Source organism: Blastococcus sp. SYSU DS0617 (assembly GCF_054051075.1).
Window position 1 is genome coordinate 272,653 of sequence record NZ_JBJHAO010000003.1, and the last position, 23,330, is coordinate 295,982.

Consider the following 23,330-nt stretch of genomic DNA (forward strand, 5'->3'; position numbering starts at 1 on the left):
GGTCGGGCGACCGGCTCCCCGCTCGGCCTCCAGCCGGCGGACCAGCGCTCCGGCGTTCCCGCGGGAACGCCCGCCCGCGTCCACCTGCGCGTCGTCGACAATCGGCGGATGCCAGGTCCTGCGGTCCGCACGCCGACGGCCCCCCGTCGGTGGCTCCTCGACCGCGGGGAGCGCACCGATCTCGTCGTGGTGGCCGTCGTGACCCTGGTCGTGCTGGCCGCCGGGTGGTGGGCGAAGGCGCGCTGCCTCGGCGGTGGCTGGGTCGACGGCGAGCAGTTCTACGGCTACTGCTACTCCGACGTCGCCCCGCTGTGGTTCCAGCGCGGGCTGGACGACGGCGGCGGGCCCTACGGGGCCGAGCCGCTGGAGTACCCGCCCGTGCTCGCCGTCCGCATCTGGCTGGCCGCCGTGCTCGCGCACGTCCTGCCGGGTGAGGCGACCGTCCTGGTGTTCACCGCGACCAACGGCCTGCTCGTGGTGGTCGAGGTGCTGGTGGCCCTCGCCCTGCTGCGGCGGCTGGGCCTGGGGCCGCGGCGGCTGCTGTGGTGGGCGGCGGCCCCCCCGCTGCTCCTGTACGCCTTCTACAACTGGGACACGCTGCCGGTGGCGCTGCTGCTGGGCGCCGTGTTGCTGCACGTGCGCGGCCGGCACACCACCTCGGGGGTGCTCGCCGGGCTGGGTGCCGCCGCCAAGGTCTTCCCGGGGTTCCTGGTGCCGTTGGTCGTGCTCTCGCTGCTCGCCCGCCGCCGACCGGGGGCCGCGCTGGCCCACGCCGGCGCCGCGGCGCTGGCGTTCGTCGCCGTGCACGTACCCGCCTACCTGCTGGCTCCGGGCGGCTGGGACCGCTTCTACGAGCTGAGCAGCGAGCGGGGCATGCACGTGGACAGCCTCTGGTATCTGGCTCTCACGCTGGGTGGACCGGATCTCGACGCCGCGGCGCTGAGCACGGCCGGCCTGCTGGTGTTCGCGATCGGCGCCACCGTGGCGGTCGCCGTCGGGGTGCGGCGGCGGCGCCCCGAGGACTGGTGGCAGCTCGTCGTGCCGGTGCTCGTCTGCTTCATCCTGGCCAACAAGGTCTACTCGCCCCAGTACACGCTGTGGCTGGTGCCGTTGATGGCCCTCGTCCTGCGCCGCGCGGCGCCGTTCGTCGCCGTCGTGCTCGCCGACGTGCTGGTGCACGCGGTGGAGTTCCCCCACCTGGCCCGCCGCGCCGGCTTCGGGGACGGGCTGCCGTACCCGGTCCTGGGGGTCGCCGTCGCGCTCCGGGCCGTCGCGCTGGTGTGGCTGGCCGTCGAGGTGGTGCGCCGGCCGGCCGGGTCACCGCCAGGTGGAGAGCCAGTACCGGAGGTCGAGGGCGTCGCGGTCCAGCGGGATCCCTAGCCAGATCGGGGCGAAGAACGCGAAGGCGGCGACGGCCAGGACGGCGAGCCCGCCCCCGACCAGGCGCGGGCGCGGGCCGAACTGCACGGCCCGGACCAGGCCCAGCGCGATGAACGGCACCATGGGCGTGAGGTAGAAGAAGTAACCGGGCTTGCCGGCGGCCAGCCAGGGCAGCCAGAGCAGGGCCAGCGGCACCAGGATCGTGGCCGCGACGCCGTCCCGGCGGGCGACTGCCCGCCAGAGCAGCACCGGGTAGGCCAGCAGGGCCGGCCACCACAGCGCCGGGCTGCCGACCATGGTGATCCGGGCGACGGTGTCCGGAGGCACCTCGCACTCGCCCGCCTCCTCCTGGGCGTCGGTGCAGCTCGCCGCGTAGGCGAGCACCGGTCGCTCCAGCCACACCCAGCCGAGCGGGTCGGAGCGGTAGGGGTGGGTCGCCTCCAGGCGCTGGTGGTACTCGACGAGGTCGGTCTGGGTGTCCCACCACGTCGCCAATCGCTCCCCAGGACCGGCGGAGCACTCGCCGGGGCCGCAGGCGCGGGAGCCCGCGTAGCTGTCCTCGTAGTTGATGAACCAGCCGGCATGGGCGGCGACGTACACGGCGGCCGGCAGCAGCAGGAAGCTCAGCAGCGCGCCGGCCGTGACGGCGGCGGCGCGCTGCGCGCCCCGACGCAGACCGTCCCCGCGGCCGACGAGCTCGGTGGCGAGGACGAGGACGCCGGCGACGCCGACGGCCAGCAGCCCGGACCACTTCGTGGCGATCGCCAGCCCGAGGGCGAGCCCGGCCAGCCAGCGGTAGCGCGAGCCGAGGAACGACCGGCGCAGGCCCTCGCCGGTCCCGCGGCTGCGCCGTCGCGCGTCGCGGTCCAGCAGCACCAGCCAGACGGCGGCCACCACGAACAGCGCAAGGACCGCGTCCAGCATGGCCAGGCGGCTGGTGGTGACGGCCAGTCCGTCCAGCGCCACCAGCAGCGCCGCGAGGGCGGCCGGTGCCGTGCGCCGGAACAGCCGCTGCCCGCAGAGGTAGGCCAGCAGCACGGTGAGCGAGCCGGCGACGGCGACGCCGATCCGCCAGCCGAACGGGGTGTAGCCGAAGATCTGGATGCAGAGCGCGATGACCCACTTGCCCAGCGGCGGGTGGGACGGTCGCCCCTCCTCGACTCCGCGGGTGACGTAGTCGTGGGCGTCGACGCCGTAGTACTTCTCGTCGAAGTAGAGCCGGTCGGGGTCGCCGAGGTCCCACAGCCGTACGGCCGCGGCGACGCAGACCAGGGCCACGGGGACCACCCACGTCGGCAGCGGGCGGCGCCCGGAGGCACCGCCCGCTGTCCGTGGGGCCGCCGTGGAGGCGGCCGTGCTCACCGAATCAGTCGTTCGTCTCGAACTCGGTCTCGGTCTCGGTGTCGACCTCGGTCTCGGTCTCGACGACCTCGGTCTCGGTGTCGGTCTCGGTCTCGGTCGGCTCCTGGGTCTCGGTGACCTCGGTCTCCGACTCCTCGGTCTCCGTCACCTGCTCGGTCTCGGTGACCTCGACGGTGCCCTCCTCGTCGTCGCCGCAGCCGGCGAGGCCGAGAGCGAGAACGCTGGCGAAGGAGGCGCTGGTGACGCCCTTGACGATCCGGTTCATGTTGAACTCCTGTCACGCATATCGATTGCACGGGGCGATCAATGCATGTCCGCTGACGCGGCGACGACACATTCCTGGGTGGTCACGAATTAGTGACAACTTCTCCATGGAACGATCTCGACCATTCACGTGTGAATACGGGTGGAAGGGGGAAAGCGCCCGCTCGCTCCGCATGTGCGGAACCAGGGAGCTGCCGTATCCGCACCCGCGGATCTAGACTGCAGCCGTGTCCTCCCGGTTCCGCATCTCCGAGGCTGCCGTTCTGCTCGGTGTGAGCGACGACACGGTGCGCCGGTGGATCGATGCCGGACGGCTGGCGGTGCACCGGGACGGTGCCGGCCCCGCGACCGTCGACGGCGCGGCACTGGCCGGGCTGGCCGCCGGGCTGCGCGAGGCGCCCGAGCCCGGAACGACGCCGTCGTCGGCGCGCAACCGGCTGACCGGCATCGTGACCCGCGTCGTCCGGGACGCCGTGATGGCGCAGGTGGAGATCCAGGCCGGGCCCTTCCGCGTCGTCTCCCTGATGTCGAGGGAGGCCGCCGACGAGCTCGCGCTGGAGGTCGGCGTGCGCGCCGTCGCCACGGTGAAGGCGACCAACGTCAGCGTGGACGTCCCGTGAGGAGAGGTGCGGCGCTCTGCGCGGCCACCGCGCTCCTGGCCGGCTGCGGGACGCCGGGGGACGAGGGGGACAGCACGCTCACGGTCTCCGCCGCCGCCTCGTTGACCGACGTGTTCACCGAGCTCGGCGCGGTGCTGGAGGACCGGCGCCCGGGGCTGGAGGTGCTGTTCAACTTCGCGGGCAGCTCCACGCTGGCCGCGCAGCTGCTGCAGGGCGCCCCGGCGGACGTCTTCGCCTCGGCCGACGAACGGCAGATGGCCGTCGTCACGGGCGCCGGCCTCGCCGCGGATCCGGAGGTCTTCGCCGCCAACGCCCTCACGATCGTGGTCCCGGAGGGCAATCCGGCAGGCGTCACCGGGCTGGCGGACTTCGCCCGGGACGACCTCACGCTGGCCGTCTGCGCGGCACAGGTGCCCTGTGGTGCCGCGGCCGCCCGGCTCCTCGACGTCGCCGGTGTCGACGCGGTGCCGGACACCTACGAGGAGGACGTGCGGGCCGCGCTGACCAAGGTCGCGCTCGGCGAGGTGGACGCGGCGCTGGTGTACGTCACCGACGCGCGGAGCCGCGCCGAGGCCGTGGACGTCGTCGAGGTCCCCGAGGCCGCGTCCGTGGTGAACGTCTACCCGGTCTCCGTGCTGGACGACGCCCCTCATCCGGAGGCTGGGCAGGCCTTCGTCGACCTGCTGCTCTCCGCTGACGGGCGCCGCATCCTCACCGACGCCGGGTTCCGGCAACCGTGAGTCGCCGGTCCGGCCCGCCGGTGCCCGCGCCGCTGCTCGTCCCGGCGGCCCTGGCGGTCGCCTTCCTCGTCCTGCCGCTGGCCGGGCTGCTGGTGCGCGCCCCCTGGTCGTCGCTGGGCGAGCAGCTGGGCGCGCCGGGGGTGGGCGCCGCGCTGCGCCTCTCGCTGGTCTCCTCGACGCTGGCCACGCTCGTCTCGCTGGTGCTCGGCGTGCCCCTGGCCTGGGTGCTCGCCCGCGCCCGCATCCGGGGGCGCAGCGTGCTGCGGGCGCTGGTGACCGTCCCTCTGGTGCTGCCGCCGGTCGTGGGCGGTGTCGCGCTGTTCCTCGTCTTCGGCCGGCAGGGGATCGTCGGGTCGTGGCTGGACGACGCCTTCGGGGTCACCATCCCCTTCACCACGTCCGCCGTCGTCCTCGCCCAGACCTTCGTGGCCATGCCGTTCCTCGTGGTCAGCGTCGAGGGGGCGCTCCGGGCCGCCGACGCCCGGTTCGAGGACGTGGCGGCCACCCTGGGTGCCGACCGGTGGACGACCTTCCGCCGCGTGACCCTGCCGATGGTGGCGCCCGGCGTGGCCGCCGGGGCGGTGCTCTGCTGGGCGCGGGCGCTGGGGGAGTTCGGCGCGACGATCACCTTCGCGGGCAACTTCCCGGGGACGACGCAGACGATGCCGCTGGCGGTCTACCTGGCGCTGCAGCGCGAGCCGGAGGCGGCCGTCGTGCTGTCCCTGGTGCTGCTGGGGGTCTCCCTGGCCACCCTGCTCCTGCTGCGCGACAACTGGCTGGGGCGGGCGGCGTCGTGAACGGGCGGGCGAGCTCGTGGGACTGACGGCGCGGGTGGCGGTCCGGCGTGGATCGCTGGCGCTGGACGTCGAGATCGCGGTGGCCGACGGCGAGGTGCTCGCCGTCCTGGGACCCAACGGCGCCGGGAAGTCGACGCTGCTGCGCGTCCTGGCCGGCCTGCTGCCGGCCGACACGGGGCGGATCGTCGTCGGCGGGGAGGTGTGGGACGGCGAGGGTGCGCTCCTGCCCCCGCACCGCCGCCCGCTCGGCATGGTCTTCCAGGACGCGCTCCTGTTCCCCCACCTCAGCGTGGCCGACAACGTCGCCTTCGGTCTGCGCACCCGCGGGGCCGGCCGTGCGGCGGCGCGGGCGGCTGCTGACGGATGGCTCGGCCGGGTCGGACTCGACGGGTCGGGCAGCCGGCGCCCCGCGGAGCTCTCCGGTGGGCAGGCGCAGCGGGCAGCCCTGGCGCGGGCGCTCGTCGGCGACCCGGCGCTGCTGCTGCTGGACGAGCCGCTGTCGGCGCTGGACGCCCGCACCCGGCTGACCGTCCGCGCGGAGCTGCGGCGGCACCTGGCCGAGTTCACGGGCAGCACGGTGCTGGTCACCCACGACCCGGTCGACGCGATGGCCCTGGCCGACCGCGTCGTCGTCGTCGAGGAGGGGCGTGTCGTGCAGGCAGGCACACCCGCGGAGATCAGCCGGCGGCCGCGCACCGACTACGTGGCCCGGCTGGTCGGGCTCTCGCTGCTGCCCGGCACCGGAGCCGGCCGGTCGGTGCGGCTGGACGGCGGTGGGGAGGTGACGGTCGCCGAGGAGGTGGCCGGGCCGGTGTTCGCGGCGGTGCGGCCCGAGTCGGTGGCGCTCTACCTGGCCCGGCCCGAGGGCAGCCCGCGCAACGTGTGGCCACTGCGGCTGGCCGGCGCCGTGCCGCACGGGACCACGGTGCGCTGCGAGCTGGAGGGGGAGGTGCCGCTGGTCGCCGACGTCACCGCCGCTGCCTTCGCCGAGCTGGGGCTCGTGCCCGGCGCGCAGGTGTGGGCGGCCGTGAAGGCGTCCGAGGTGGCCGTCTACGCCCGCTGAGAGAGTGGAGGGCATGACCTGCGCCGCCGTCGTCCTCGCCGCCGGAGGCGGCCGCCGCTACGGGATGCCGAAGGCGCTGGTCGAGTACGAGGGCAGCCTGCTGGTCGAGCGGGCGGTTCGGACGGCGCGCGAGGCCTGCGACGTCGTCCTCGTCGTCCTCGGCGCGCAGGCGGTGGACGTGTGGCGCGCCGCCGACCTCACCGGCGCCACCGTGCTCGCGAACAAGGACTGGGAGACCGGCATGGCCTCCTCGCTGCGCGCCGGCCTGGACGGGCTGCGGGGCTTTCCCGGCACGGTGGACGCCGCCGTGGTCACGCTCGTCGACATGCCGGGCATGACACCGGCCGCGCTGGCCGCCGTCGCCGCGCACGCCGCTCCGGACGCGCTCGCCGTCGCCACCTACGACGGCGTCCGCAGCCACCCGGTGCTGCTCGGTCGCGACCACTGGGCCGGTGTTGCCGAGACCGCGACCGGTGACGAGGGCGCCCGCCGGTACCTGGCCGGGCACGAGGTCACCGAGGTGGACTGCACCGGGCTGGCCGATCCGACCGACCTCGACGTCCCGCCGCCCGGGGTACCTTCGGCGCCGTGATCGCCGGCCACCTGATCGCCAGAGTCGTCGACGCGCCGCTGTCCGTCGCCGAGCACGAGGACGCCGTCGCCGACGAGGCGGCCGGCGCCGTCGTCTCCTTCGCGGGCGTCGTGCGGAACCACGACGGTGGCCGCTCGGTGACCGAGCTCGAGTACGTCGGCCACCCGACCGCGGCCGTGGTGATCCGCGAGCTGGCCGAGGAGTTCGCCGCCCGCGAGGGCGTGCACGCCGTCGCCGTCAGCCACCGGATCGGCCTGCTGGGCATCGGCGACGTCGCCCTGGCCTGCGCGGTCAGCTCCTCCCACCGCGGTGCGGCCTTCGCCGCCTGCGCCGACCTCGTCGACGAGGTGAAGAAGCGGCTGCCCATCTGGAAGCGGCAGGTCTTCACCGACGGCGAGGAGGAGTGGGTCGCCTGCCCCTGACGGTCGCGGGTGGGATGCTCGACGGCGTGACCCACCTCACACCCGCCCCGCCGAGCGAGCCGGCCGGCCCGGAGGAGCTCGCGGCGGCCCTGGAGGGCACCGGGTACCTGCCCGACGAGGGCCTGGCGACCGCCGCCTACCTCGCCCTGGCGATGCACCGGCCGCTCCTCCTCGAGGGCGAGGCCGGCGTCGGCAAGACCGCGCTGGCCGCCGCGCTGGCGCAGATCACCGGCCGGCCGCTCTACCGGCTGCAGTGCTACGAGGGGCTCGAGGCCAGCCAGGCGCTCTACGACTGGGACTTCGGCCGCCAGCTGCTGCACCTGCGGGCCGCCGAGGCCGCGCACGCCGCCGACGACCCGGCGAGCCTGGAGGCCTCCCTCTACGACCGCCGGTTCCTCCTGGCCCGGCCGCTGCTGCAGGCGCTCGAGGACTCACCGAGCGTGCTGCTCGTCGACGAGGTGGACCGCGCCGACGACGAGTTCGAGGCGTTCCTGCTCGAGGTGCTGAGCGACTTCACCATCTCCATCCCCGAGCTCGGCACGGTGCGCGCGCAGACGCCCCCGCTGGTCGTCCTCACCTCCAACCGCACGCGCGAGGTGCACGACGCGCTGAAGCGGCGCTGCCTCTACCACTGGCTGCAGCTCCCGGACTTCGACCGTGAGGTGGCGATCCTCCGCCGGCGGCTGCCGGAGGTGACCGAGCAGCTGGTCCGCGAGGTGGCCCGGGCGACGGCGACGCTGCGCACGCTCGACCTGCTCAAGCCGCCCGGCGTCGCCGAGGCGCTGGACTGGGCGACGGCGCTGCACACCCTCGGGGCGCGGCGGCTCGACCCCGACACCGCCGCCCGCACGCTGGGCGCCGTGCTGAAGTACCGCGAGGACACCGAGCGGGTCCAGCTGCACGCCGGGGGAGCGCTCTTCGGTGGCTAGGACCTCGGGGGCGACCGCGCAGCGCGACGTGGTGGACACCGTCCTGGGATTCGCGCGCACGCTGCGCGCGGCGGGGGTCGCCGCGTCCCCCGACCGCGTGGCGGCGATGCTCGCCGCGGCGGGCGAGCTCGACGTGCTGGTCCCGGCCGACGTCTACTGGGCCGGCCGGCTGACCCTGTGCGCCGGCCCGGACGACCTGGACCGCTACGACGCGGCCTTCGCCGCGTGGTTCGGCGGCGAGCGGCCGCGTGCGCCGCGCCACGCGCCGGCCGAGCGTCCGGTGGTCGCGGCGATGGCGCCGTTGGACGCCGGCCCCGGCTCGGGGGAGGACCCCGCCGGCTCCCCGGAACTGGCGGTGCGGGCCAGCGCCACCGAGGTGCTGCGGCACCGCGACGTGGCGGAGCTGACCCCCGCCGAGCGGGAGCACCTGCGCCGGCTGTTCGCCGTGCTGCGGCCGGCCGCGCCGATGCGCCCCTCGCGGCGTCGCCGGCCGGCCCCGGCGGGCGCCGTGCACCCCGCCCGCACGGTGCGCCGGGCGCTGCGCGACGGCGGGGAGGTGACCCGCCTGCTGCGCCGGCGGGCGGCTCCCCGGGCCCGCCGCGTCGTCCTCCTGGTCGACGTCTCCGGTTCGATGAGCCCCTACGCTGACGCGCTGCTGCGGTTCGCGCACGTGGCGGTGCGCGCGCGCCCGTCGTCCACGGAGGTGTTCACGATCGGCACCCGGCTGACGCGGGTCACCCGCGAGCTGCTCCTGCGCGATCCCGACCGGGCGCTGGCCGCCACCGGCTCGGCGATCCCGGACTGGTCGGGCGGCACCCGGCTCGGCGAGGTGCTCAAGGCGTTCCTGGACCGGTGGGGCCAGCGGGGCACGGCTCGGGGTGCCGTCGTCGTCGTGTGCAGCGACGGCTGGGAACGCGGCGGCACCGAGCTCCTGGGCGAGCAGATGGCGCGGCTGCGGCGCCTGGCGCACGCGGTCGTGTGGGTCAACCCGCACAAGGGGCGGCCGGGCTACGAGCCCCTCGCCGGCGGGATGCAGGCGGCGCTGCCCTGGGTCGACCGGTTCGTCGCGGGGCACAGCATGGCCGCGTTCGAGGAGCTGACGGGGGTGATCCAGCGTGCGTGACGTGCTGGACGACCTGATCGGCTGGTGGCAGGCGGGGGAGACCGTCGGCGTGGGCACGGTGGTGGCCACCTGGCGCTCCGCGCCGCGCCCGGCGGGCGCCGCCATGCTCGTCGGGCCGGACGGGACGGCCGTCGGCAGCGTCTCGGGCGGCTGCGTCGAGGGCGCGGTCTACGAGGAGGCGAAGGACGCCGTCGACACCGGTGAGGTGACCCTGCGGCGCTACGGCGTCAGCGACGACGACGCCTTCGCCGTCGGGCTGACCTGCGGCGGGATCCTGGACGTCTTCGTCGAGCCCGTCTCGCGCGAGTCCTTCCCCGAGCTCGGCGAGGTGGCCGCCTCGGTCGGCCGGCACGAACCGGTCGCCGTCGTCACCTGCGTGACCGGGCCGGACGACCGTCGCGGCCGGCGCCTGGTGCTCTGGCCCGACCGGGCCGCGGGCAGCCTGGGCCTGCAGCGCCTGGACGACGCCGTGGCCGCCGATGCCCGGGGGATGCTCGCCGCCGGCCGCACCGGCATGCTGCACGTCGGGCGCGACGGCGAGCGGCGCGGCGACGAGCTGGCGCTGTTCGTCAACTCCTTCGCCCCGCCCGCGCGGATGCTCGTGTTCGGCGCGATCGACTTCGCCGCCGCCGTGGCGCGGGTGGGGTCCTTCCTCGGCTACCGGGTCACCGTGTGCGACGCCCGGCCGGTGTTCGCGACACCGCGGCGCTTCCCCGAGGCCGACGAGGTGGTCGTGGACTGGCCGCACCGCTACCTGCGGGCCGAGGCCGACGCGGGGCGGATCGACGAGCGCACCGTGCTGTGCGTGCTCACCCACGACCCGAAGTTCGACGTCCCGCTGCTCGAGGTCGCGCTGCGGCTGCCGGTGGCCTACGTCGGCGCGATGGGCTCGCGGCGCACGCACGAGGAACGACTGGAGCGGCTGGCCGACGCCGGGCTGAGCCGGGCGGAGCTCGACCGGATGTCCTCGCCGATCGGGCTGGACCTCGGCGCCCGGACGCCGGAGGAGACGGCCGTGTCCATCGCGGCGGAGATCATCGCCGGCCGCTGGGGCGGGTCGGGGGAGCGGCTGACCGGCACCGAGGGGCCGATCCACCGCACGGCGGACCGCTGAGCTGGGATCCGACGCGCCGATAGGTGTGGCACAGATCACTTCTGGGGGGTAAGACTCGGACACACCCCGTCGCCCCGACCCGGGCCACGCGGAGCTGCGATCCGAGCGGAGGATTCGTGACCCAGATATCGGTGCGCGTCGACGGGGCGTCCTGCACGGACGAGGTCGAACCGCGGACACTGCTCGTCCACTACCTGCGCGAACAGCTCGGCAAGGTGGGCACCGTCGTCGGCTGCGACACCAGCAACTGCGGAGCCTGCACGGTGCACCTGGACGGCGAGGCGGTGAAGAGCTGCACGGTGCTGGCGGTCCAGGCCGACGGCGGCGAGGTCACCACCATCGAGGGCATATCAGGAGGGAACGGAGCGCAGGACGGCTCCCTGCACCCGATGCAGAAGGCGTTCCACGAGCTGCACGGTCTCCAGTGCGGCTACTGCACGCCCGGCATGATCATGGCCTCGATCGACCTGGTGGGGGACAACCCGGACCCCAGCGAGGACGAGGTGCGCGAGGGCATCGAGGGCAACCTCTGCCGCTGCACCGGCTACCAGAACATCGTCCGCGCCGTGCAGCAGGCCGCCGCCGAGATGCGCGGGAGCGCCCCGGACGCCCTGGGGGCGCAGTCGTGACCGCGGTGGAGGACCGGCCCGTCGCCGAGACCCCCGCGAAGGAGGTCGGGCAGGCCCGCAAGCGCAAGGAGGACGCCCGGCTGATCACCGGGCGGACCACCTGGACCGACAACATGGTGCTGCCCGGGATGCTGCACCTGGCGGTGGTCCGCAGCCCGGTCGCGCACGCCAAGCTCGGCGCGATCGACGTCGAGGCCGCGCGCTCGGCGCCGAACGTCGTCGCCGTGTTCACCGGTCGCGACCTGGCCGAGGAGCAGGGCTCGATCCCGTGCGCCTGGCCGGTGACGCCGGAGATGGTCAACCCGGGTCACCCCTCCGTCGCCGTGGACGAGGTCAACCACGTCGGCGAGGCGGTCGCGGTCATCGTCGCCCGCAGCAAGGCCGCCGCCCAGGACGCCGTGGAACTCGTCGACGTCGACTACGACCCGCTGCCCGTCGTCCTGGACATGGAGCAGGCCCTGGGGGAGAACCCGGACCTCGCCCACGACCACCTGGCGTCCAACGAGAGCTTCCGGTGGATCTTCGACGCCGGCGACGCGGGGACCGGGCAGAGCACCGACGAGGCGTTCGCGAACGCCGAGGTGGTGGTGAGCCGGCGGTTCGTCCAGCAGCGGCTGATCCCCGCGTTCATGGAGCCGCGGTCCACCGTCGTCCAGCCGCAGGGCGACAACTACACGATGTGGTCCTCGACCCAGGTGCCGCACATCCTGCGGATCATGCTGGCGATGGTCACCGGCGTCCCCGAGCACAAGCTGCGCGTCATCGCCCCTGACGTCGGCGGTGGCTTCGGCGGGAAGCTGCAGGTCACGCCGGAGGAGGTGATCACCCTCCTGGTGGCCCGGCGGCTCGGCAAGCCGGTCAAGTGGACCGAGACCCGCAGCGAGTCGCTCATGAGCGCCCACCACGGCCGCGACCAGATCCAGTACGTGGACATCGCGGCCGACCGGGAGGGGCACATCCGGGGACTGAAGGTCCACATCCTCGCGGACATGGGTGCCTACCTGCGCCTGGTCAGCCCGGGCGTCCCGATCCTGGGCGCCTTCATGTACCCGGGCATCTACAAGTTCCCCGCCTACCGCTTCGACTGCCAGGGCGTCTTCACCAACAAGACCCCCACGGACGCCTACCGCGGCGCCGGGCGACCCGAGGCCACCTTCGCCATCGAGCGGATCATGGACGAGCTCGCCGTCGAGCTCGGCATGGACCCGCTCGAGCTGCGCCGGAGGAACTGGATCGGGGCCGAGGAGTTCCCCTTCACCACGGTGGCCGGGCTCGAGTACGACAGCGGCGACTACGAGGGCGCGACCGAGCAGGCGCTGCGGCTGCTGGGCTACGACGAGCTGCGCGAGGAGCAGCGCCGCCGCCGGGAGTCCGGCGACCCGGTGCAGCTGGGCATCGGGTTCTCCACCTTCACCGAGATGTGCGGCCTGGCGCCCTCGCGGGTGCTCGGATCGCTCTCCTACGGCGCCGGCGGCTGGGAGCACGCCTCGATCCGGATGCTGCCCACCGGCAAGGTCGAGGTGGTCACCGGCTCCACCCCGCACGGCCAGGGGCACGAGACGGCGTGGAGCCAGCTGGTCGCCGACGAGCTCGGCGTCCCGTTCGAGGACATCGAGGTGCTGCACGGCGACACCGCCATCTCCCCGCGGGGCCTGGACACCTACGGCTCCCGGTCGCTGGTGGTCGGCGGCGCCGCCGTGGTGAACGCGGCGCAGAAGGTCGTCGCCAAGGCCCGCACGATCGCCGCGCACCTGCTGGAGGCCGCCGAGGACGACCTGCAGTTCGAGGGCGGGTCCTTCTCGGTGCGGGGCACCCCCGGCACGGGCGTCTCCATCCAGGAGCTCGCGCTGGCCACCTTCGCGGCGCACGACTTCCCGGACGGCGTGGAACCCTCCCTCGACGCCGACGCCACCTTCGACCCGGTCAACTTCTCCTTCCCCCACGGCACGCACATCTGCGCCATGGAGGTCGACACCGAGACCGGCATGGTGACGATCCGCAAGTACGCCTGCGTCGACGACGTCGGGACGATCGTCAACCCGCTCATCGTCGAGGGACAGGTGCACGGCGGCCTCGCCCAGGGCATCGCGCAGGCGCTGTACGAGGAGGCCGTCTACGACGTCGACGGCAACCTGACCACCGGCACCTTCGTCGACTACCTCGTCCCCTCGGCCGCCGACCTGCCGCACTTCGACACGGGCAACACGGTGCACGCGGCGCCCGGCAACCCGATCGGGGCCAAGGGCGTGGGTGAGGCGGGCTGCATCGCGTCGACGCCGGCCGTCGTCAACGCCGCGCTCGACGCCGTCCGCCACCTCGGGGTGTCCGACATCCTCATGCCGCTCACCCCCGAACGCGTCTGGCGGGCGATCCACGAAGGCGGCGATGGCGGGGACCGCGCCACCGCCGGCACCAACGCCTACGGCGGCGCGCAGACCGAGACCACCGCCGGCGTCTCGACGCCGGAGTCACGGCTGGGCGGCGACCGATGACCACGCCCGACCTCGTCCCTGGAGCCGGCTCATGATCCCCGTGGCCTTCGACTACGCCCGCCCCAGCACGATCGACGAGGCGCTCCGGGCCCTCGCCGACGGTGGCGAGGACGCCAAGATCCTCGCCGGCGGGCAGTCGCTGATCCCGGTTCTGCGGCTACGGCTCGCCGCGCCGTCCACCGTCGTCGACCTGACCCGGGTGGCCGAGCTGCGCGGCGTCCGGGACGACGGCGACGCGATCGTCGTCGGCGCGATGACCACCCACTCCGACGTCGTCGCCGACCCGCTGATCGAGCAGCACGCGCCGCTGATCGCGGAGGCGACCGAGACCGTCGCCGACCGGCAGGTCCGCCACCGCGGGACCTTCGGTGGCGCGCTGGCCCATGCCGACCCGGCCGGCGACCTGCCGGCGGTCGCGCTGGCCCTCGACGCCCGGTTCGTCATCGCCGGCCCGGGCGGGCGGCGGACGGTCCCGGCGCGGGAGTTCTTCGTCGACTACCTGACGACGGCGCTGGCGGAGGACGAGATCCTCGTCGAGGTGCACATCCCGAAGCTGGCCGGTGAGTGGGGGATGCGCTACGAGAAGTTCAATCGGGTGGCGCAGGCGTGGTCGATCGTCGCCGTCGCCGCGGCGGTGCGGCGCGAGAACGGGCACATCGCCGAGGCCCGGATCGGCCTGACCAACATGGGCCCCACCCCGCTGCGGGCGACGGCCACCGAGCAGGCGCTGGCCGGAGCGGCTGCGGACGCCGGGGCGATCACCGAGGCGGCACGGCATGCCGCGGAGGGCACCGACCCCAGCGACGACCTGAACGCGAGGGCCGACTACCGCCGGCACCTGGCCCAGGTGCTCACCCGCCGGGCGGTCGGCGCGGCCGCCGGGATCCACGGCTAGGAGCTGGTTTCACGTGCAACTGGAGAACTCGTTCACCGTGCCCGTGCCCGTCGACGAGGCGTGGCGGGTGCTGCTCGACATCGAGCGGATCGCACCCTGCATGCCCGGCGCGGCGCTGGACTCGGTGACCGGCGACGAGTTCACCGGGCGCGTGAAGGTCAAGCTCGGCGTGATCACGATGACCTACCAGGGCAAGGCCTCCTTCGTGGAGAAGGACGAGGCGGCCCACAAGGCGGTCATCGATGCCCGCGGCCGCGACCAGCGGGGCAACGGCACGGCTGCCGCCCTCGTCACCGCGACGCTCGCGGCCGAGGGGACGAGCACGCGCGTCGACGTCGTGACCGACCTGAACATCACCGGGCGCCCGGCGCAGTTCGGCCGCGGCGTGATGACCGACGTCGGCAACAAGCTGCTCGGCCAGTTCGCCGCCGAGCTGGCCGCCCAGCTCGGCGAAGGCGACCGGGAGCCCGTGGAGGTCCCCGCGCCGCCGGCCGCGGCGGAGGCCGGCCCCGCCACGCCGGTCGAGGAGGTGGTCCGGTCGGTTCCGTCGACCCCCCGGCCCGTGCCGGAGCCGGAGCCCGCACCGATCGATCTGCTGGGAGTGGCCGGCGGCGCCGTGGCGGCCCGTTACGCCGCGCCCGCGGCCGGGCTCGCCGTCGTCCTGCTGCTGGTCGTCTGGCTCACACGCCGGCGGCGGGACTAGCGGACGCCGGCGAGCCCGTCGTCGTCCGGCTTCTCCGCCTGCTCCAGGGCCTCTTCCTCGGCCTGGGCCTCCATGACGTGCGCCTCGCCGGCGACCGTGGCCGCCGCGTCCCCGTGGGACTCGCCGTAGACCTGCTCGGCCCGGCCCAGCAGTTCCTCGGCCTTCGCCTTGGCCTTCTCGAAGATGCTCATGCCGTCATCCTCCCCCAGTCACCCACCGGCAAAGGGCGGCAGCACGTCGACCACCGCGCCGGGTGACAGCTCCAACGCCCGGTCCCGGGTCGTGGTTCCGTCGACGAGGAACGAGCAGGCCGTCAGGACCCGGGCCATCCGCTCCCCGTGCGTCTCGACGATCTGGCCGACCAGCTGGTCGAGGGAGCGGGCCTCGCGGGTCTCGGTGTCGACGCCGGAGACCGCACGGGCCCCGGCGAAGTACCGCACCGTGACGGGCGCGGGCACGTCCGGGGCGGCGGGGTGGACGGACACCTCAGCCCCCGATCGCCGACATCGGCCGCGCGGGCTGCAGGAAGCTGGGGTCGTCGATGCCGTGACCGGGGAGCTTGCCCAGCGTCGCGATCCGCCAGCGGTCGGCGATCTCCTGGTCGCTGGCGCCCTCGCGCAGGGGGGTGCGCAGGTCGGACTCCTCGCGGGCGAACAGGCAGTTGCGGATCTGCCCGTCCGCGGTGAGCCGGGTGCGGTCGCAGCTGCCGCAGAAGGAGCGGGTGACCGAGGCGATGACACCGACGGTCGCCGGGCCGCCGTCGACCAGCCAGCGCTCGGCGGGAGCGGACCCCCGGGCCTCGGTGTCCGGGGTGAGGGTGTGCGCGGCCGAGAGCCGCTCGAGGATGTCCTCGGCGGTGACCATCTCGCCGCGGGTCCAGGCGTGGTGGGCGTCCAGCGGCATCTGCTCGATGAACCGCAACTGGTAGCCGTGCTCGAGGCAGAAGTCGAGCAGCGGGACGGCGTCGTCCTCGTTGATGCCGCGCAGCAGGACGGCGTTGACCTTCACCGGGGTGAGCCCGGCGCGCTGGGCGGCGGCGAGGCCGGCGAGCACGTCGTCGAGCCGGTCGCGGTGGGTGAGCTGCTTGAAGCGGTCGCGGTCGACCGTGTCGAGGCTGACGTTGATCCGGTCCAGCCCCGCGGCGGCCAGCGCCGGCGCCACCCGGGCCAGGCCGATGGCGTTGGTGGTGAGGCTGACCTCGGGCCGCGGCGCCAGCGCCGTCGCGCCGGCGACGATGCCGACCAGCCCTGGGCGCAGCAGCGGCTCACCGCCGGTGAAGCGCACCTCCTCGATGCCGAGCTGCTCGACCCCGATCCGGACCAGCCGGACGATCTCCTCGTCGGTGAGCACCTCCACCTTGGGCAGCCAGTCCAGCCCCTCGGGCGGCATGCAGTAGGTGCAGCGCAGGTTGCAGCGGTCGGTCAGCGAGACCCGGAGGTCCGTGGCCACCCGCCCGTGCCGGTCGACCAGCCCGCCGGTGCCCGGAACCGGGGCCGTACCGGCGCGCCGGACCACCGGGTCGGGCAGTTCGGCGCCGGTCATGGCCCGAATGTAGCCGCGGGTACGCCGGAATGCGGTGCCGAAGTCACCTGTCCCGCGGTTAGGCTCCCGGGGCCACCCGAGAGACCGGCGGAGCCTCGACCCGCACTCGCCCGTGGCCAGGAAGCGCGAGAGCCCGTGTCACCCCGCACCGTCTTCGATCCCTACCTGCGCCTGTTCGCCGTCCCCGGTTCGCGGGCCTTCGCTCTCGCCGGCTGGGTCGCCCGGCTGCCGGCCCCGATGCTGGGCCTGGGCGCCGTCCTGCTGGTGGAGGAGGCGTCGGGCAGCTACGGGCTGGCCGGTGCGGTGTCCGGCACGCTGGCGCTGAGCTTCGCGCTGGCCGGGCCGCAGTGGGCCCGGGCGATGGACCGTCGCGGGCAGGGCGTGGTGCTGCAGGTGGCGATGGTCGGCCTGATGGTCAGCGGCGTGGCCTTCGCCGTCGCCGTGCAGGCCGGCGCCCCGCGGTGGAGCTGGTTCCTGCTCGCGGCGCTGACCGGTGCCTCCGCGCCGAACGTCGGCTCGATGGTGCGGGCGCGGTGGGCGGCGGCGCTGGACGCGCCCGGTCGGCAGACGGCCTTCGCCTTCGAGGCCGTCGTCGACGAGGTGGTGTTCGTGATCGGCCCGCCGCTGGTGACCCTCCTGGCGACGCTCATCGCGCCGCCCGTCGGCTTCCTCACCGGCATCCTGCTCGGCGTCGGGGGCGGGCTGGTCCTGGCGGCGCAACGCTCGAGCGAGCCGCCGCTGCAGCCGCGGGAGACCTCGCCCTCCGGCGGGCGTCGCCCGGTGCTGACCCCGGCCCTGCTGGTCGTCTCCCTCACCTACCTCGCCGTGGGCACGCTGTTCGGCGCCATCGACGTCGTCGTCATCGGGTTCGCCGACGCCGAGGGCGCCAAGGCGTTGTCCGGTGTGGTGCTCGCGGTCTTCGCGGGCGGCAGCCTGGTCGCGGGCCTGGCCTACGGCCTCGCGCGTCCGGCCCGCTCGCTGGCCGCCCGGTTCGTGGCCACGGCCGTCGCCATCGCGCTGGCCGCGCAGCTGCTGTGGACGGTCGGCTCGCTGGCGTCCCTCGTCCTCTGCGGCTTCCTGGCGGGCCTCACCATCGCCCCGGTGCTGGTGTCGGGCACCTCGCTGGTGGAGTCGCGGGTCGGCCGCGGCGTGCTCACCGAGTCCCTGGCCTGGACGATCACCGGCCTGACCCTCGGCGTGACGGCCGGATCGGCGCTGGCCGGCGCCGCCGTCGACCACTGGGGTGCCCGGGACGCATTCGCCGTCCCGGCGCTGGCTGCCGCGGCCGCCGGCGTGATCGCGCTGGCCGGCGCACCCCTGCTGCGGCGGCGTGCCGCCGAGCCGGCCCGTGTCGAGCACGGGGTGCTCGGGTAGGCGGGGGCGGGCCGGGTCGTGCACGACATGACGCCCGGCCCTCCCCGACCCGAAAGGAACCCCTCCGTGGCCGTGCCCACCATCGCTCTGAACAACGGCGTCGAGATCCCCCAGCTGGGCTTCGGTGTCTACCAGGTCCCGCCGGAGGACACCGCCGACGTCGTGTCGCAGGCCTTCGAGGTCGGCTACCGGCACATCGACACCGCCGAGATGTACCGCAACGAGAAGGGCGTCGGCGAGGCCATCGCCCGCTCCGGTATCGACCGCGGCGAGATCTTCGTGACCAGCAAGCTGAACAACGGCTTCCACCGTCGCGACGACGCGCTGCGCGCCTTCGACCAGACCCTGGCCGATCTCGGCACCGACTACGTCGACCTGTTCCTCATCCACTGGCCGCTGCCGGGCATCGACGTCGACTACGTCGAGACCTGGAAGGCCATGGAGGAGATCCACGCGAGCGGCCGCAGCAAGGCCGTCGGCGTCTCGAACTTCAACGCCCACCACCTGCGGCGGCTCTTCGCCGAGACGGAGGTGCGCCCGGCTGTCAACCAGATCGAGGTGCACCCCTACCTCGCCCAGGACGAGCTGCGCGCGTTCGACGCCGAGCACGAGATCGTCACCGAGGCCTGGTCGCCGATCGCGCAGGGCCGGGTGCTGGACGACCCCGCGATCACCGCCATCGCCGAGCGGATCGGGCGGACGCCCGCCCAGGTCGTGCTGCGCTGGCACGTGCAGCGCGGCGACGTCGTCTTCCCGAAGTCGGTCTCCCGCCGGCGCATGGAGGAGAACTTCGCGCTGTTCGACTTCGAGCTCTCGACGTCGGACATGGCGGCCCTCACCGGGCTGGACCGCGGGGAGCGGACCGGCCCCGACCCGGACACCTTCAACTACATCCCCGGCTGAGTCCGCCGGTTCCGCGTCGTGGCGGGACGGAGGGTCCTGGACGACCAGATACTGAGTATGCATACTCCGTATCCATGTCCATCCGACACGGTCTCCTGGCGCTCCTGGAGCGCGGTCCCAGCCACGGCTACCAGCTGCGCGCCCAGTTCGACGCCACGACCGGGGCGACGTGGCCGCTCAACGTCGGGCAGGTCTACACGACCCTCGACCGCCTCGAGCGCGACGGCCTCGTCGTCCAGGACGGCGAGCCCGACGCCGACGGCCGGATCGCCTACCGGCTCACCGACGCCGGCCGGGCGGAGGTGCAGACGTGGTTCCGCTCGCCGGTGAGCGCGAAGAGCGCGCCCCGTGACGAGCTGGCGATCAAGCTGGCGCTGGCGGTGACCACCCCGGGCGTCGACGTCCTGGCCGTCGTGCAGACCCAGCGGACCGGCACGATGACGGCCCTGCAGGAGCTGACCCGGCTCAAGACCCGCGGTGCCGACGACGACCTGGCCTGGTCGCTGGTCCTGGACTCGCTGGTCTTCCGCGCGGAGGCGGAGATCCGCTGGCTGGACCACTGCGAGGCGCGGGTGGCCCGGGCGGCCGCCCGCCGGCCGCAGAACACCGTCGCCGCACCGGCCGCCACGGACCGGGCGACGCAGCGATGACCGCCCCCATGCTCCTGCTGCGCGGCGTGACCCGCGAGCACCAGCAGGGCGACACGGTCGTGCACGCCCTGCGCGGCGTCGACCTCGCCGTCCACCCCGGCGAGCTGGTGGCCGTCATGGGCCCGTCGGGCTCGGGCAAGTCGACGTTGCTGCACATCGCCGGCGGCCTGGACACGCCCACCTCCGGCGCCGTGGTCGTCGAGGACCGCGACCTCGCCCAGCTCTCGCCGGCGCAGGTGGCCGCCGTCCGCCGGCGCAGCATCGGCTACGTCTTCCAGGACCTCAACCTGCTGCCCTCCCTCACCGCGCTGGAGAACGTCTCCCTCCCGCTCGAGCTCGACGGCGCCCGGGGCGGGCTGGCCCGGCGCGCCGCCCGGGACGCCCTCGAGGAGGTCGGCGTCGGCCACCTCGCCGGCCGCTTCCCCGACGACATGTCCGGCGGCCAGCAGCAGCGGGTGGCCATCGCCCGTGCCCTCGTGGGTCCGCGCCGCCTGCTGCTGGCCGACGAGCCGACCGGCGCGCTGGACTCGCAGACCGGCGAGGAGGTGCTGCGGGTGCTGCGCGCCCGGTGCGAGGCCGGGGCGGCCGGCGTCCTGGTCACCCACGAGGCCCGGCACGCCGCCTGGGCCGACCGCGTCGTCTTCCTGCGCGACGGCGTCGTGGTCGACCAGAGCGGCCCGGTGCCGGGCGCGGAGTCGCTGCTCGCCACGGGCGGCGGGTCGTGACCTCCTGGCTCGCGCGCTGGCGCCTGGCGCTGCGCATCGCCCGGCGCGACGCGCTGCGGCACAAGGGCCGCACCCTCCTGGTCGTGCTGATGGTCGGGCTGCCGGTGATGGCCATCGCCGGCGGCGACACGCTGTTCCGGACCTCCGAGGTCAGCCACGGCGAGGCGCTGCCCGGGGCGCTGGGCGGTGCCGACGCCCGGATCAGCGGCGAGTCGCGGGAGGCGATCGCCGTCGACCCGGCCAGCGGCATCGTGTGGGCGAAGGCGGCGCCGGCGGACCCGCCGTGGACCCGGGACGAGGTCGCCGGGGTCCTGCCCGACGGGGCGCGCGTGACCGAGAGCGTGACCGGCTGGATCTACGTGGGCACCGAGGGCGGCTACGCGCGCGTCGACGGCCACGCCGAGGACGCCGCGGACCCGATGGCCGAGGGGCGCTTCGAGGTCGTCGAGGGACGGCTGCCCGAGCGCGCGGGGGAGATCGCGGTCAGCCCGAAGGTGGTGCAGCGCGCCGGGGGGGTGGGCGAGGAGGTCAGGCTCACCCGGGACGACGTGCCGGCCGAGGTGGTGGGTGTCGTCCGGTGGCCGGACCGCTCGGGTGACTTCGTCGTCCTCCCCGCGGAGGACGCCGGGCTCCTGGGTGACCCGCTGAGCGGCTTCTACGCCACCGTGCCCGGCGGGCTGGGGTGGCCGGAGGTGCAGGCCCTCAACGAGCAGGGCCTGGCCGTTCTCTCCCGCGAGGTGGCCACGGATCCGCCGCCGGAGTCGGCCTGGCTGCCGCCGCAGGACGTCGGCTACCGGGACGGTGGCAGCAACGCGGCCGAGACGGCGGTGCTCGCGCTGGTCGTCGCATCGCTGGTGCTCGAGGTGGTGCTCCTGGCCGGGCCCGCCTTCGCCGTCGGCGTCCGCCGCCAGCGTCGCGACCTCGCCCTGATCGGCGCCACCGGTGGCTCCGCCGGTGACCTGCGCCGGATCGTCCTCGCCAACGGGGTGGTGCTCGGCGGCGGCGCGGCGGTCCTGGGGGCAGCGGCCGGCGTCGGGCTGGCCGCCGCGGCGATCCCGGTGCTCGAGGCCCGCAGCGATGGGGTGTTCGGCCCCTTCGACGTGCCGGTCCTGGACGTCGTCCTCACCGTGGCCGTCGGGCTCCTCGCCGGCCTCGCGGCCGCCTGGTTCCCCGCCCGGCAGGCCGCGCGCACCGACGTCGTCGACGCCCTGGCCGGGCGGCGCGGGCAGGTCCGGACCTCGTGGCGCTCCCCGGTGGCGGGCCTGGTCCTGGGTGCGGCGGGGCTGGCGCTGGTCGTCCTCGGTGCCCGGGGCACGGAGCTCGCCGTCGCCGGTGGTGCGGTCCTGCTGATCGTCGGCATCGTGACCGCGACGCCGTGGCTGGTCGGCCTGCTCGCTCCCCTGGCGCGCTGGCTGCCGGTGGCCGGGCGGCTGGCCGTACGCGACGCGACCCGCAACCGGAGCCGCACCGCACCGGCGGTTGCTGCGGTGATGGCGACCGTGGCGGGCGTGACCGCGCTGGCCATCGGCAGCGCGAGCGACAGCGCCCAGGCGGAGCGGGACTACGTCGCCGCGGCCCCGATGGGGGCCGGTCGGGTCTACGGCAACGGGGAGATGGCGGAGGCGGACTGGGACGCCGTGGTGGGGATCCTCGCCCGCGAGGCGCCCGGCCGGCCGGTGCACCGACTGCAGGGCAACGTCTGGACCAACACGGACACGCAGGACGAGGTGGCCGTCCTGGCCGACGGGTGCTCCGGCGACGTCACCACCTGCCGCTGGTACCCGCACGAGGCGAACGCGGTGATGACGACGCAGGGCGAACTGCTGGTCGCCGACCCCGACGCCCTGCGAGCCGTCACCACCGGGGATCTGCCGCCGGAGGTCTACGACGCCCTCGACGCCGGGCGCGCGGCTGTGTTCGGGACGGGTGCCGTGGACGGCGCGGGACGGGTGACGGTGGTCGGCGTCCAGTACGACCTGCAGACCGGGGCCTCCACGGTGGTGCGCTCGCCGGCTGCGGTCGAGGGGACGGCGGAGCTGCCGGCGGTCCAGGTGCCGCTGCCCGAGGCCGGGAAGCGCGGCGTGGAGGTGCCGGCGCTCGTGGTCGTGCCGCCGTCGCTGGCCGGGCAGCTCCCCCTCGGGGTGGGGACGACGTCCGTGGTGACCGGCGGCCCCGACGATCCGGTGACCCATGAGCAGGAGCAGCGGATCGACGAGGCGCTGGCCGCCGCGACCGGGGAAGGCGGGATCGCGGTCGAGCGGGGCTGGCAGGACGACCTCGCGCCGGCCCGGCTGATCCTGGTGGGGGTGGGTGGCGCGCTGGTGCTGATCGCCACGCTGACGGCCACCGGGCTGGCGCTCACCGACGCGCGGCCGGACTTCGCCACGCTGGCGGCCGTGGGGGCGGCGCCGCGCACCCGTCGGTCGATGGCGATGGGGTCGGCCGCGATCGTCGGCGGCGGGGGCGCCCTCCTGGGGGTCGCCGTGGGGCTCGCGCCGGGCATCGCCGTCGCGTATCCGCTGACCAGCACCGACTACGGCTACGGTGTCGAGCCGGTGCTCGACATCCCGTGGGACGTGCTGGCCGCCGTCGGCGTCGCCGTCCCGCTGGTCGCCGTCGCCGTCACCGGCCTGTTCGTGCGGTCGCGGCTGCCCATGGCCCGCCGGATGGCCTAGGGAGGGCATGATCGGCGGCCGACCCCTCCGGCGCTCCGATCGCGAGGGGACGCCGGACCGAGGGGAGCCCTCCTGCGCACCGCTCGCGCCGCGCGGCCACCGGGCCGCCTGCTCCTGGCTCTCGCCCTCCTGATCCTGGTCGTCGGTGGGGCCGTGGTCGCGGCGGTCCTGCTGCGCCCGCCGTCGTTCGCCGACACGGTCGCAGCGACCTCGTCGAGCACGCCCTCGACGACCGCGTCGACGCCGAGCCCCGGCCCGGCGTCCCCAGCCTCGCGTTCCCCCGCGACGGCCCCGACGCCCGCAGCCCCGACGCCCGCAGCCCCGACGTTCGACCGC

At 74.9% G+C, this 23,330-nt stretch carries 24 protein-coding genes; 19 read left to right on the top strand and 5 right to left on the bottom strand.

Going from position 1 to position 23,330, the window contains the following annotated elements; translation table 11 throughout:
* The first annotated feature begins 108 nt into the window (after positions 1-108).
* The gene (locus ACI793_RS05860) at positions 109-1,380 is read left to right on the top strand and encodes a glycosyltransferase 87 family protein (RefSeq protein ID WP_456605429.1); all 1,272 of its coding nucleotides are present in this window, start codon (positions 109-111) and stop codon (positions 1,378-1,380) included.
* Here ACI793_RS05860 and ACI793_RS05865 read toward each other — a convergent pair.
* Positions 1,318-2,658, bottom strand: a complete 1,341-nt coding sequence (locus ACI793_RS05865; protein ID WP_456605430.1) for a phospholipid carrier-dependent glycosyltransferase — start codon at positions 2,656-2,658, stop codon at positions 1,318-1,320. The two genes, ACI793_RS05860 and ACI793_RS05865, sit on opposite strands and share 63 nt — an antisense overlap.
* 88 nt (positions 2,659-2,746) lie before the next feature.
* On the bottom strand, positions 2,747-3,007 hold the full coding sequence (locus tag ACI793_RS05870) for a hypothetical protein (protein WP_456605431.1): 261 nt from the start codon (positions 3,005-3,007) through the stop codon (positions 2,747-2,749).
* 226 nt (positions 3,008-3,233) lie between these two features.
* Here ACI793_RS05870 and ACI793_RS05875 point away from each other — a divergent pair, with 226 nt between their 5' ends.
* The 13 genes from ACI793_RS05875 to ACI793_RS05935 all read left to right on the top strand — a co-directional run bounded on the left by ACI793_RS05875 (position 3,234) and on the right by ACI793_RS05935 (position 15,125).
* Complete coding sequence (locus ACI793_RS05875; RefSeq protein ID WP_456605432.1) at positions 3,234-3,626, top strand: TOBE domain-containing protein; 393 nt, start codon at positions 3,234-3,236, stop codon at positions 3,624-3,626.
* Positions 3,623-4,366, top strand: a complete 744-nt coding sequence (modA, locus tag ACI793_RS05880; protein WP_456605433.1) for a molybdate ABC transporter substrate-binding protein — start codon at positions 3,623-3,625, stop codon at positions 4,364-4,366. Before ACI793_RS05875 ends, modA begins: the two co-directional genes overlap by 4 nt.
* On the top strand, positions 4,363-5,163 hold the full coding sequence (locus ACI793_RS05885; RefSeq protein ID WP_456605434.1) for an ABC transporter permease: 801 nt from the start codon (positions 4,363-4,365) through the stop codon (positions 5,161-5,163). Before modA ends, ACI793_RS05885 begins: the two co-directional genes overlap by 4 nt.
* A gap of 16 nt (positions 5,164-5,179) precedes the next feature.
* Positions 5,180-6,226, top strand: a complete 1,047-nt coding sequence (locus tag ACI793_RS05890; protein WP_456605435.1) for an ABC transporter ATP-binding protein — start codon at positions 5,180-5,182, stop codon at positions 6,224-6,226.
* Positions 6,227-6,239: 13 nt separating this feature from the next.
* Positions 6,240-6,818: a nucleotidyltransferase family protein gene (locus ACI793_RS05895; protein ID WP_456605436.1), complete on the top strand. Its 579-nt coding sequence runs from the start codon at positions 6,240-6,242 to the stop codon at positions 6,816-6,818.
* Positions 6,815-7,240, top strand: coding sequence for a molybdenum cofactor biosynthesis protein MoaE (locus ACI793_RS05900; RefSeq protein WP_456605437.1), 426 nt, complete (start codon positions 6,815-6,817; stop codon positions 7,238-7,240). The genes ACI793_RS05895 and ACI793_RS05900 overlap by 4 nt, the downstream gene beginning before the upstream one ends.
* Positions 7,222-8,169 (top strand): AAA family ATPase, encoded by a 948-nt coding sequence (locus ACI793_RS05905; RefSeq protein ID WP_456605438.1) that lies wholly within the window; start codon positions 7,222-7,224, stop codon positions 8,167-8,169. The genes ACI793_RS05900 and ACI793_RS05905 overlap by 19 nt, the downstream gene beginning before the upstream one ends.
* Positions 8,162-9,292 carry a vWA domain-containing protein gene (locus ACI793_RS05910; RefSeq protein ID WP_456605439.1) on the top strand — a complete coding sequence of 377 codons (1,131 nt, stop codon included), beginning with the start codon at positions 8,162-8,164 and terminating at the stop codon, positions 9,290-9,292. Before ACI793_RS05905 ends, ACI793_RS05910 begins: the two co-directional genes overlap by 8 nt.
* Positions 9,285-10,406 (top strand): XdhC family protein, encoded by a 1,122-nt coding sequence (locus ACI793_RS05915; protein WP_456605440.1) that lies wholly within the window; start codon positions 9,285-9,287, stop codon positions 10,404-10,406. Before ACI793_RS05910 ends, ACI793_RS05915 begins: the two co-directional genes overlap by 8 nt.
* A gap of 116 nt (positions 10,407-10,522) precedes the next feature.
* On the top strand, positions 10,523-11,035 hold the full coding sequence (locus tag ACI793_RS05920) for a (2Fe-2S)-binding protein (protein WP_456605441.1): 513 nt from the start codon (positions 10,523-10,525) through the stop codon (positions 11,033-11,035).
* Positions 11,032-13,527, top strand: a complete 2,496-nt coding sequence (locus ACI793_RS05925; protein ID WP_456605442.1) for a xanthine dehydrogenase family protein molybdopterin-binding subunit — start codon at positions 11,032-11,034, stop codon at positions 13,525-13,527. Before ACI793_RS05920 ends, ACI793_RS05925 begins: the two co-directional genes overlap by 4 nt.
* A gap of 31 nt (positions 13,528-13,558) precedes the next feature.
* On the top strand, positions 13,559-14,422 hold the full coding sequence (locus ACI793_RS05930; RefSeq protein WP_456605443.1) for an FAD binding domain-containing protein: 864 nt from the start codon (positions 13,559-13,561) through the stop codon (positions 14,420-14,422).
* Positions 14,423-14,435: 13 nt separating this feature from the next.
* Entirely contained in the window at positions 14,436-15,125 is a 690-nt protein-coding gene (locus ACI793_RS05935) for an SRPBCC family protein (RefSeq protein WP_456605444.1), read from the top strand.
* Here the strand turns inward: ACI793_RS05935 and ACI793_RS05940 are convergent.
* The 3 genes from ACI793_RS05940 to moaA are packed head-to-tail and all read right to left on the bottom strand — an operon-like array spanning position 15,122 to position 16,667.
* Positions 15,122-15,316, bottom strand: a complete 195-nt coding sequence (locus ACI793_RS05940; protein ID WP_456605445.1) for a hypothetical protein — start codon at positions 15,314-15,316, stop codon at positions 15,122-15,124. The two genes, ACI793_RS05935 and ACI793_RS05940, sit on opposite strands and share 4 nt — an antisense overlap.
* An 18-nt stretch (positions 15,317-15,334) precedes the next feature.
* The gene (locus tag ACI793_RS05945) at positions 15,335-15,610 is read right to left on the bottom strand and encodes a MoaD/ThiS family protein (RefSeq protein WP_456605446.1); all 276 of its coding nucleotides are present in this window, start codon (positions 15,608-15,610) and stop codon (positions 15,335-15,337) included.
* Between the two features lies 1 nt (position 15,611).
* Positions 15,612-16,667 (bottom strand): GTP 3',8-cyclase MoaA, encoded by a 1,056-nt coding sequence (gene moaA / locus ACI793_RS05950; RefSeq protein ID WP_456605447.1) that lies wholly within the window; start codon positions 16,665-16,667, stop codon positions 15,612-15,614.
* Positions 16,668-16,802: 135 nt separating this feature from the next.
* On the opposite strand from moaA, the gene ACI793_RS05955 reads away from it, so the two are divergent.
* The 5 genes from ACI793_RS05955 (at position 16,803) to ACI793_RS05975 (ending at position 22,994) form a co-directional block, all read left to right on the top strand.
* Complete coding sequence (locus ACI793_RS05955) at positions 16,803-18,041, top strand: MFS transporter (protein WP_456605448.1); 1,239 nt, start codon at positions 16,803-16,805, stop codon at positions 18,039-18,041.
* A 66-nt stretch (positions 18,042-18,107) separates the two neighbouring features.
* The gene (locus tag ACI793_RS05960) at positions 18,108-18,944 is read left to right on the top strand and encodes an aldo/keto reductase (RefSeq protein ID WP_456605449.1); all 837 of its coding nucleotides are present in this window, start codon (positions 18,108-18,110) and stop codon (positions 18,942-18,944) included.
* A 74-nt stretch (positions 18,945-19,018) separates the two neighbouring features.
* Positions 19,019-19,594, top strand: a complete 576-nt coding sequence (locus ACI793_RS05965) for a PadR family transcriptional regulator (RefSeq protein WP_456605450.1) — start codon at positions 19,019-19,021, stop codon at positions 19,592-19,594.
* Positions 19,591-20,319: an ABC transporter ATP-binding protein gene (locus tag ACI793_RS05970; protein WP_456605451.1), complete on the top strand. Its 729-nt coding sequence runs from the start codon at positions 19,591-19,593 to the stop codon at positions 20,317-20,319. Before ACI793_RS05965 ends, ACI793_RS05970 begins: the two co-directional genes overlap by 4 nt.
* Positions 20,316-22,994, top strand: a complete 2,679-nt coding sequence (locus ACI793_RS05975) for an FtsX-like permease family protein (protein WP_456605452.1) — start codon at positions 20,316-20,318, stop codon at positions 22,992-22,994. Before ACI793_RS05970 ends, ACI793_RS05975 begins: the two co-directional genes overlap by 4 nt.
* Positions 22,995-23,330: the final 336 nt, after the last annotated feature.

Bases quoted from the DNA above. Each gene is read 5' to 3' on its own strand.
- ACI793_RS05895 (WP_456605436.1), top strand. From the start codon at position 6,240: ATGACCTGCGCCGCCGTCGTCCTCGCCGCCGGAGGCGGCCGCCGCTAC.
- ACI793_RS05970 (WP_456605451.1), top strand. From the start codon at position 19,591: ATGACCGCCCCCATGCTCCTGCTGCGCGGCGTGACCCGCGAGCACCAG.
- ACI793_RS05940 (WP_456605445.1), bottom strand. From the start codon at position 15,316: ATGAGCATCTTCGAGAAGGCCAAGGCGAAGGCCGAGGAACTGCTGGGC.
- ACI793_RS05930 (WP_456605443.1), top strand. From the start codon at position 13,559: ATGATCCCCGTGGCCTTCGACTACGCCCGCCCCAGCACGATCGACGAG.
- ACI793_RS05965 (WP_456605450.1), top strand. From the start codon at position 19,019: ATGTCCATCCGACACGGTCTCCTGGCGCTCCTGGAGCGCGGTCCCAGC.
- moaA (WP_456605447.1), bottom strand. From the start codon at position 16,667: ATGACCGGCGCCGAACTGCCCGACCCGGTGGTCCGGCGCGCCGGTACG.
- ACI793_RS05870 (WP_456605431.1), bottom strand. From the start codon at position 3,007: ATGAACCGGATCGTCAAGGGCGTCACCAGCGCCTCCTTCGCCAGCGTT.
- ACI793_RS05860 (WP_456605429.1), top strand. From the start codon at position 109: ATGCCAGGTCCTGCGGTCCGCACGCCGACGGCCCCCCGTCGGTGGCTC.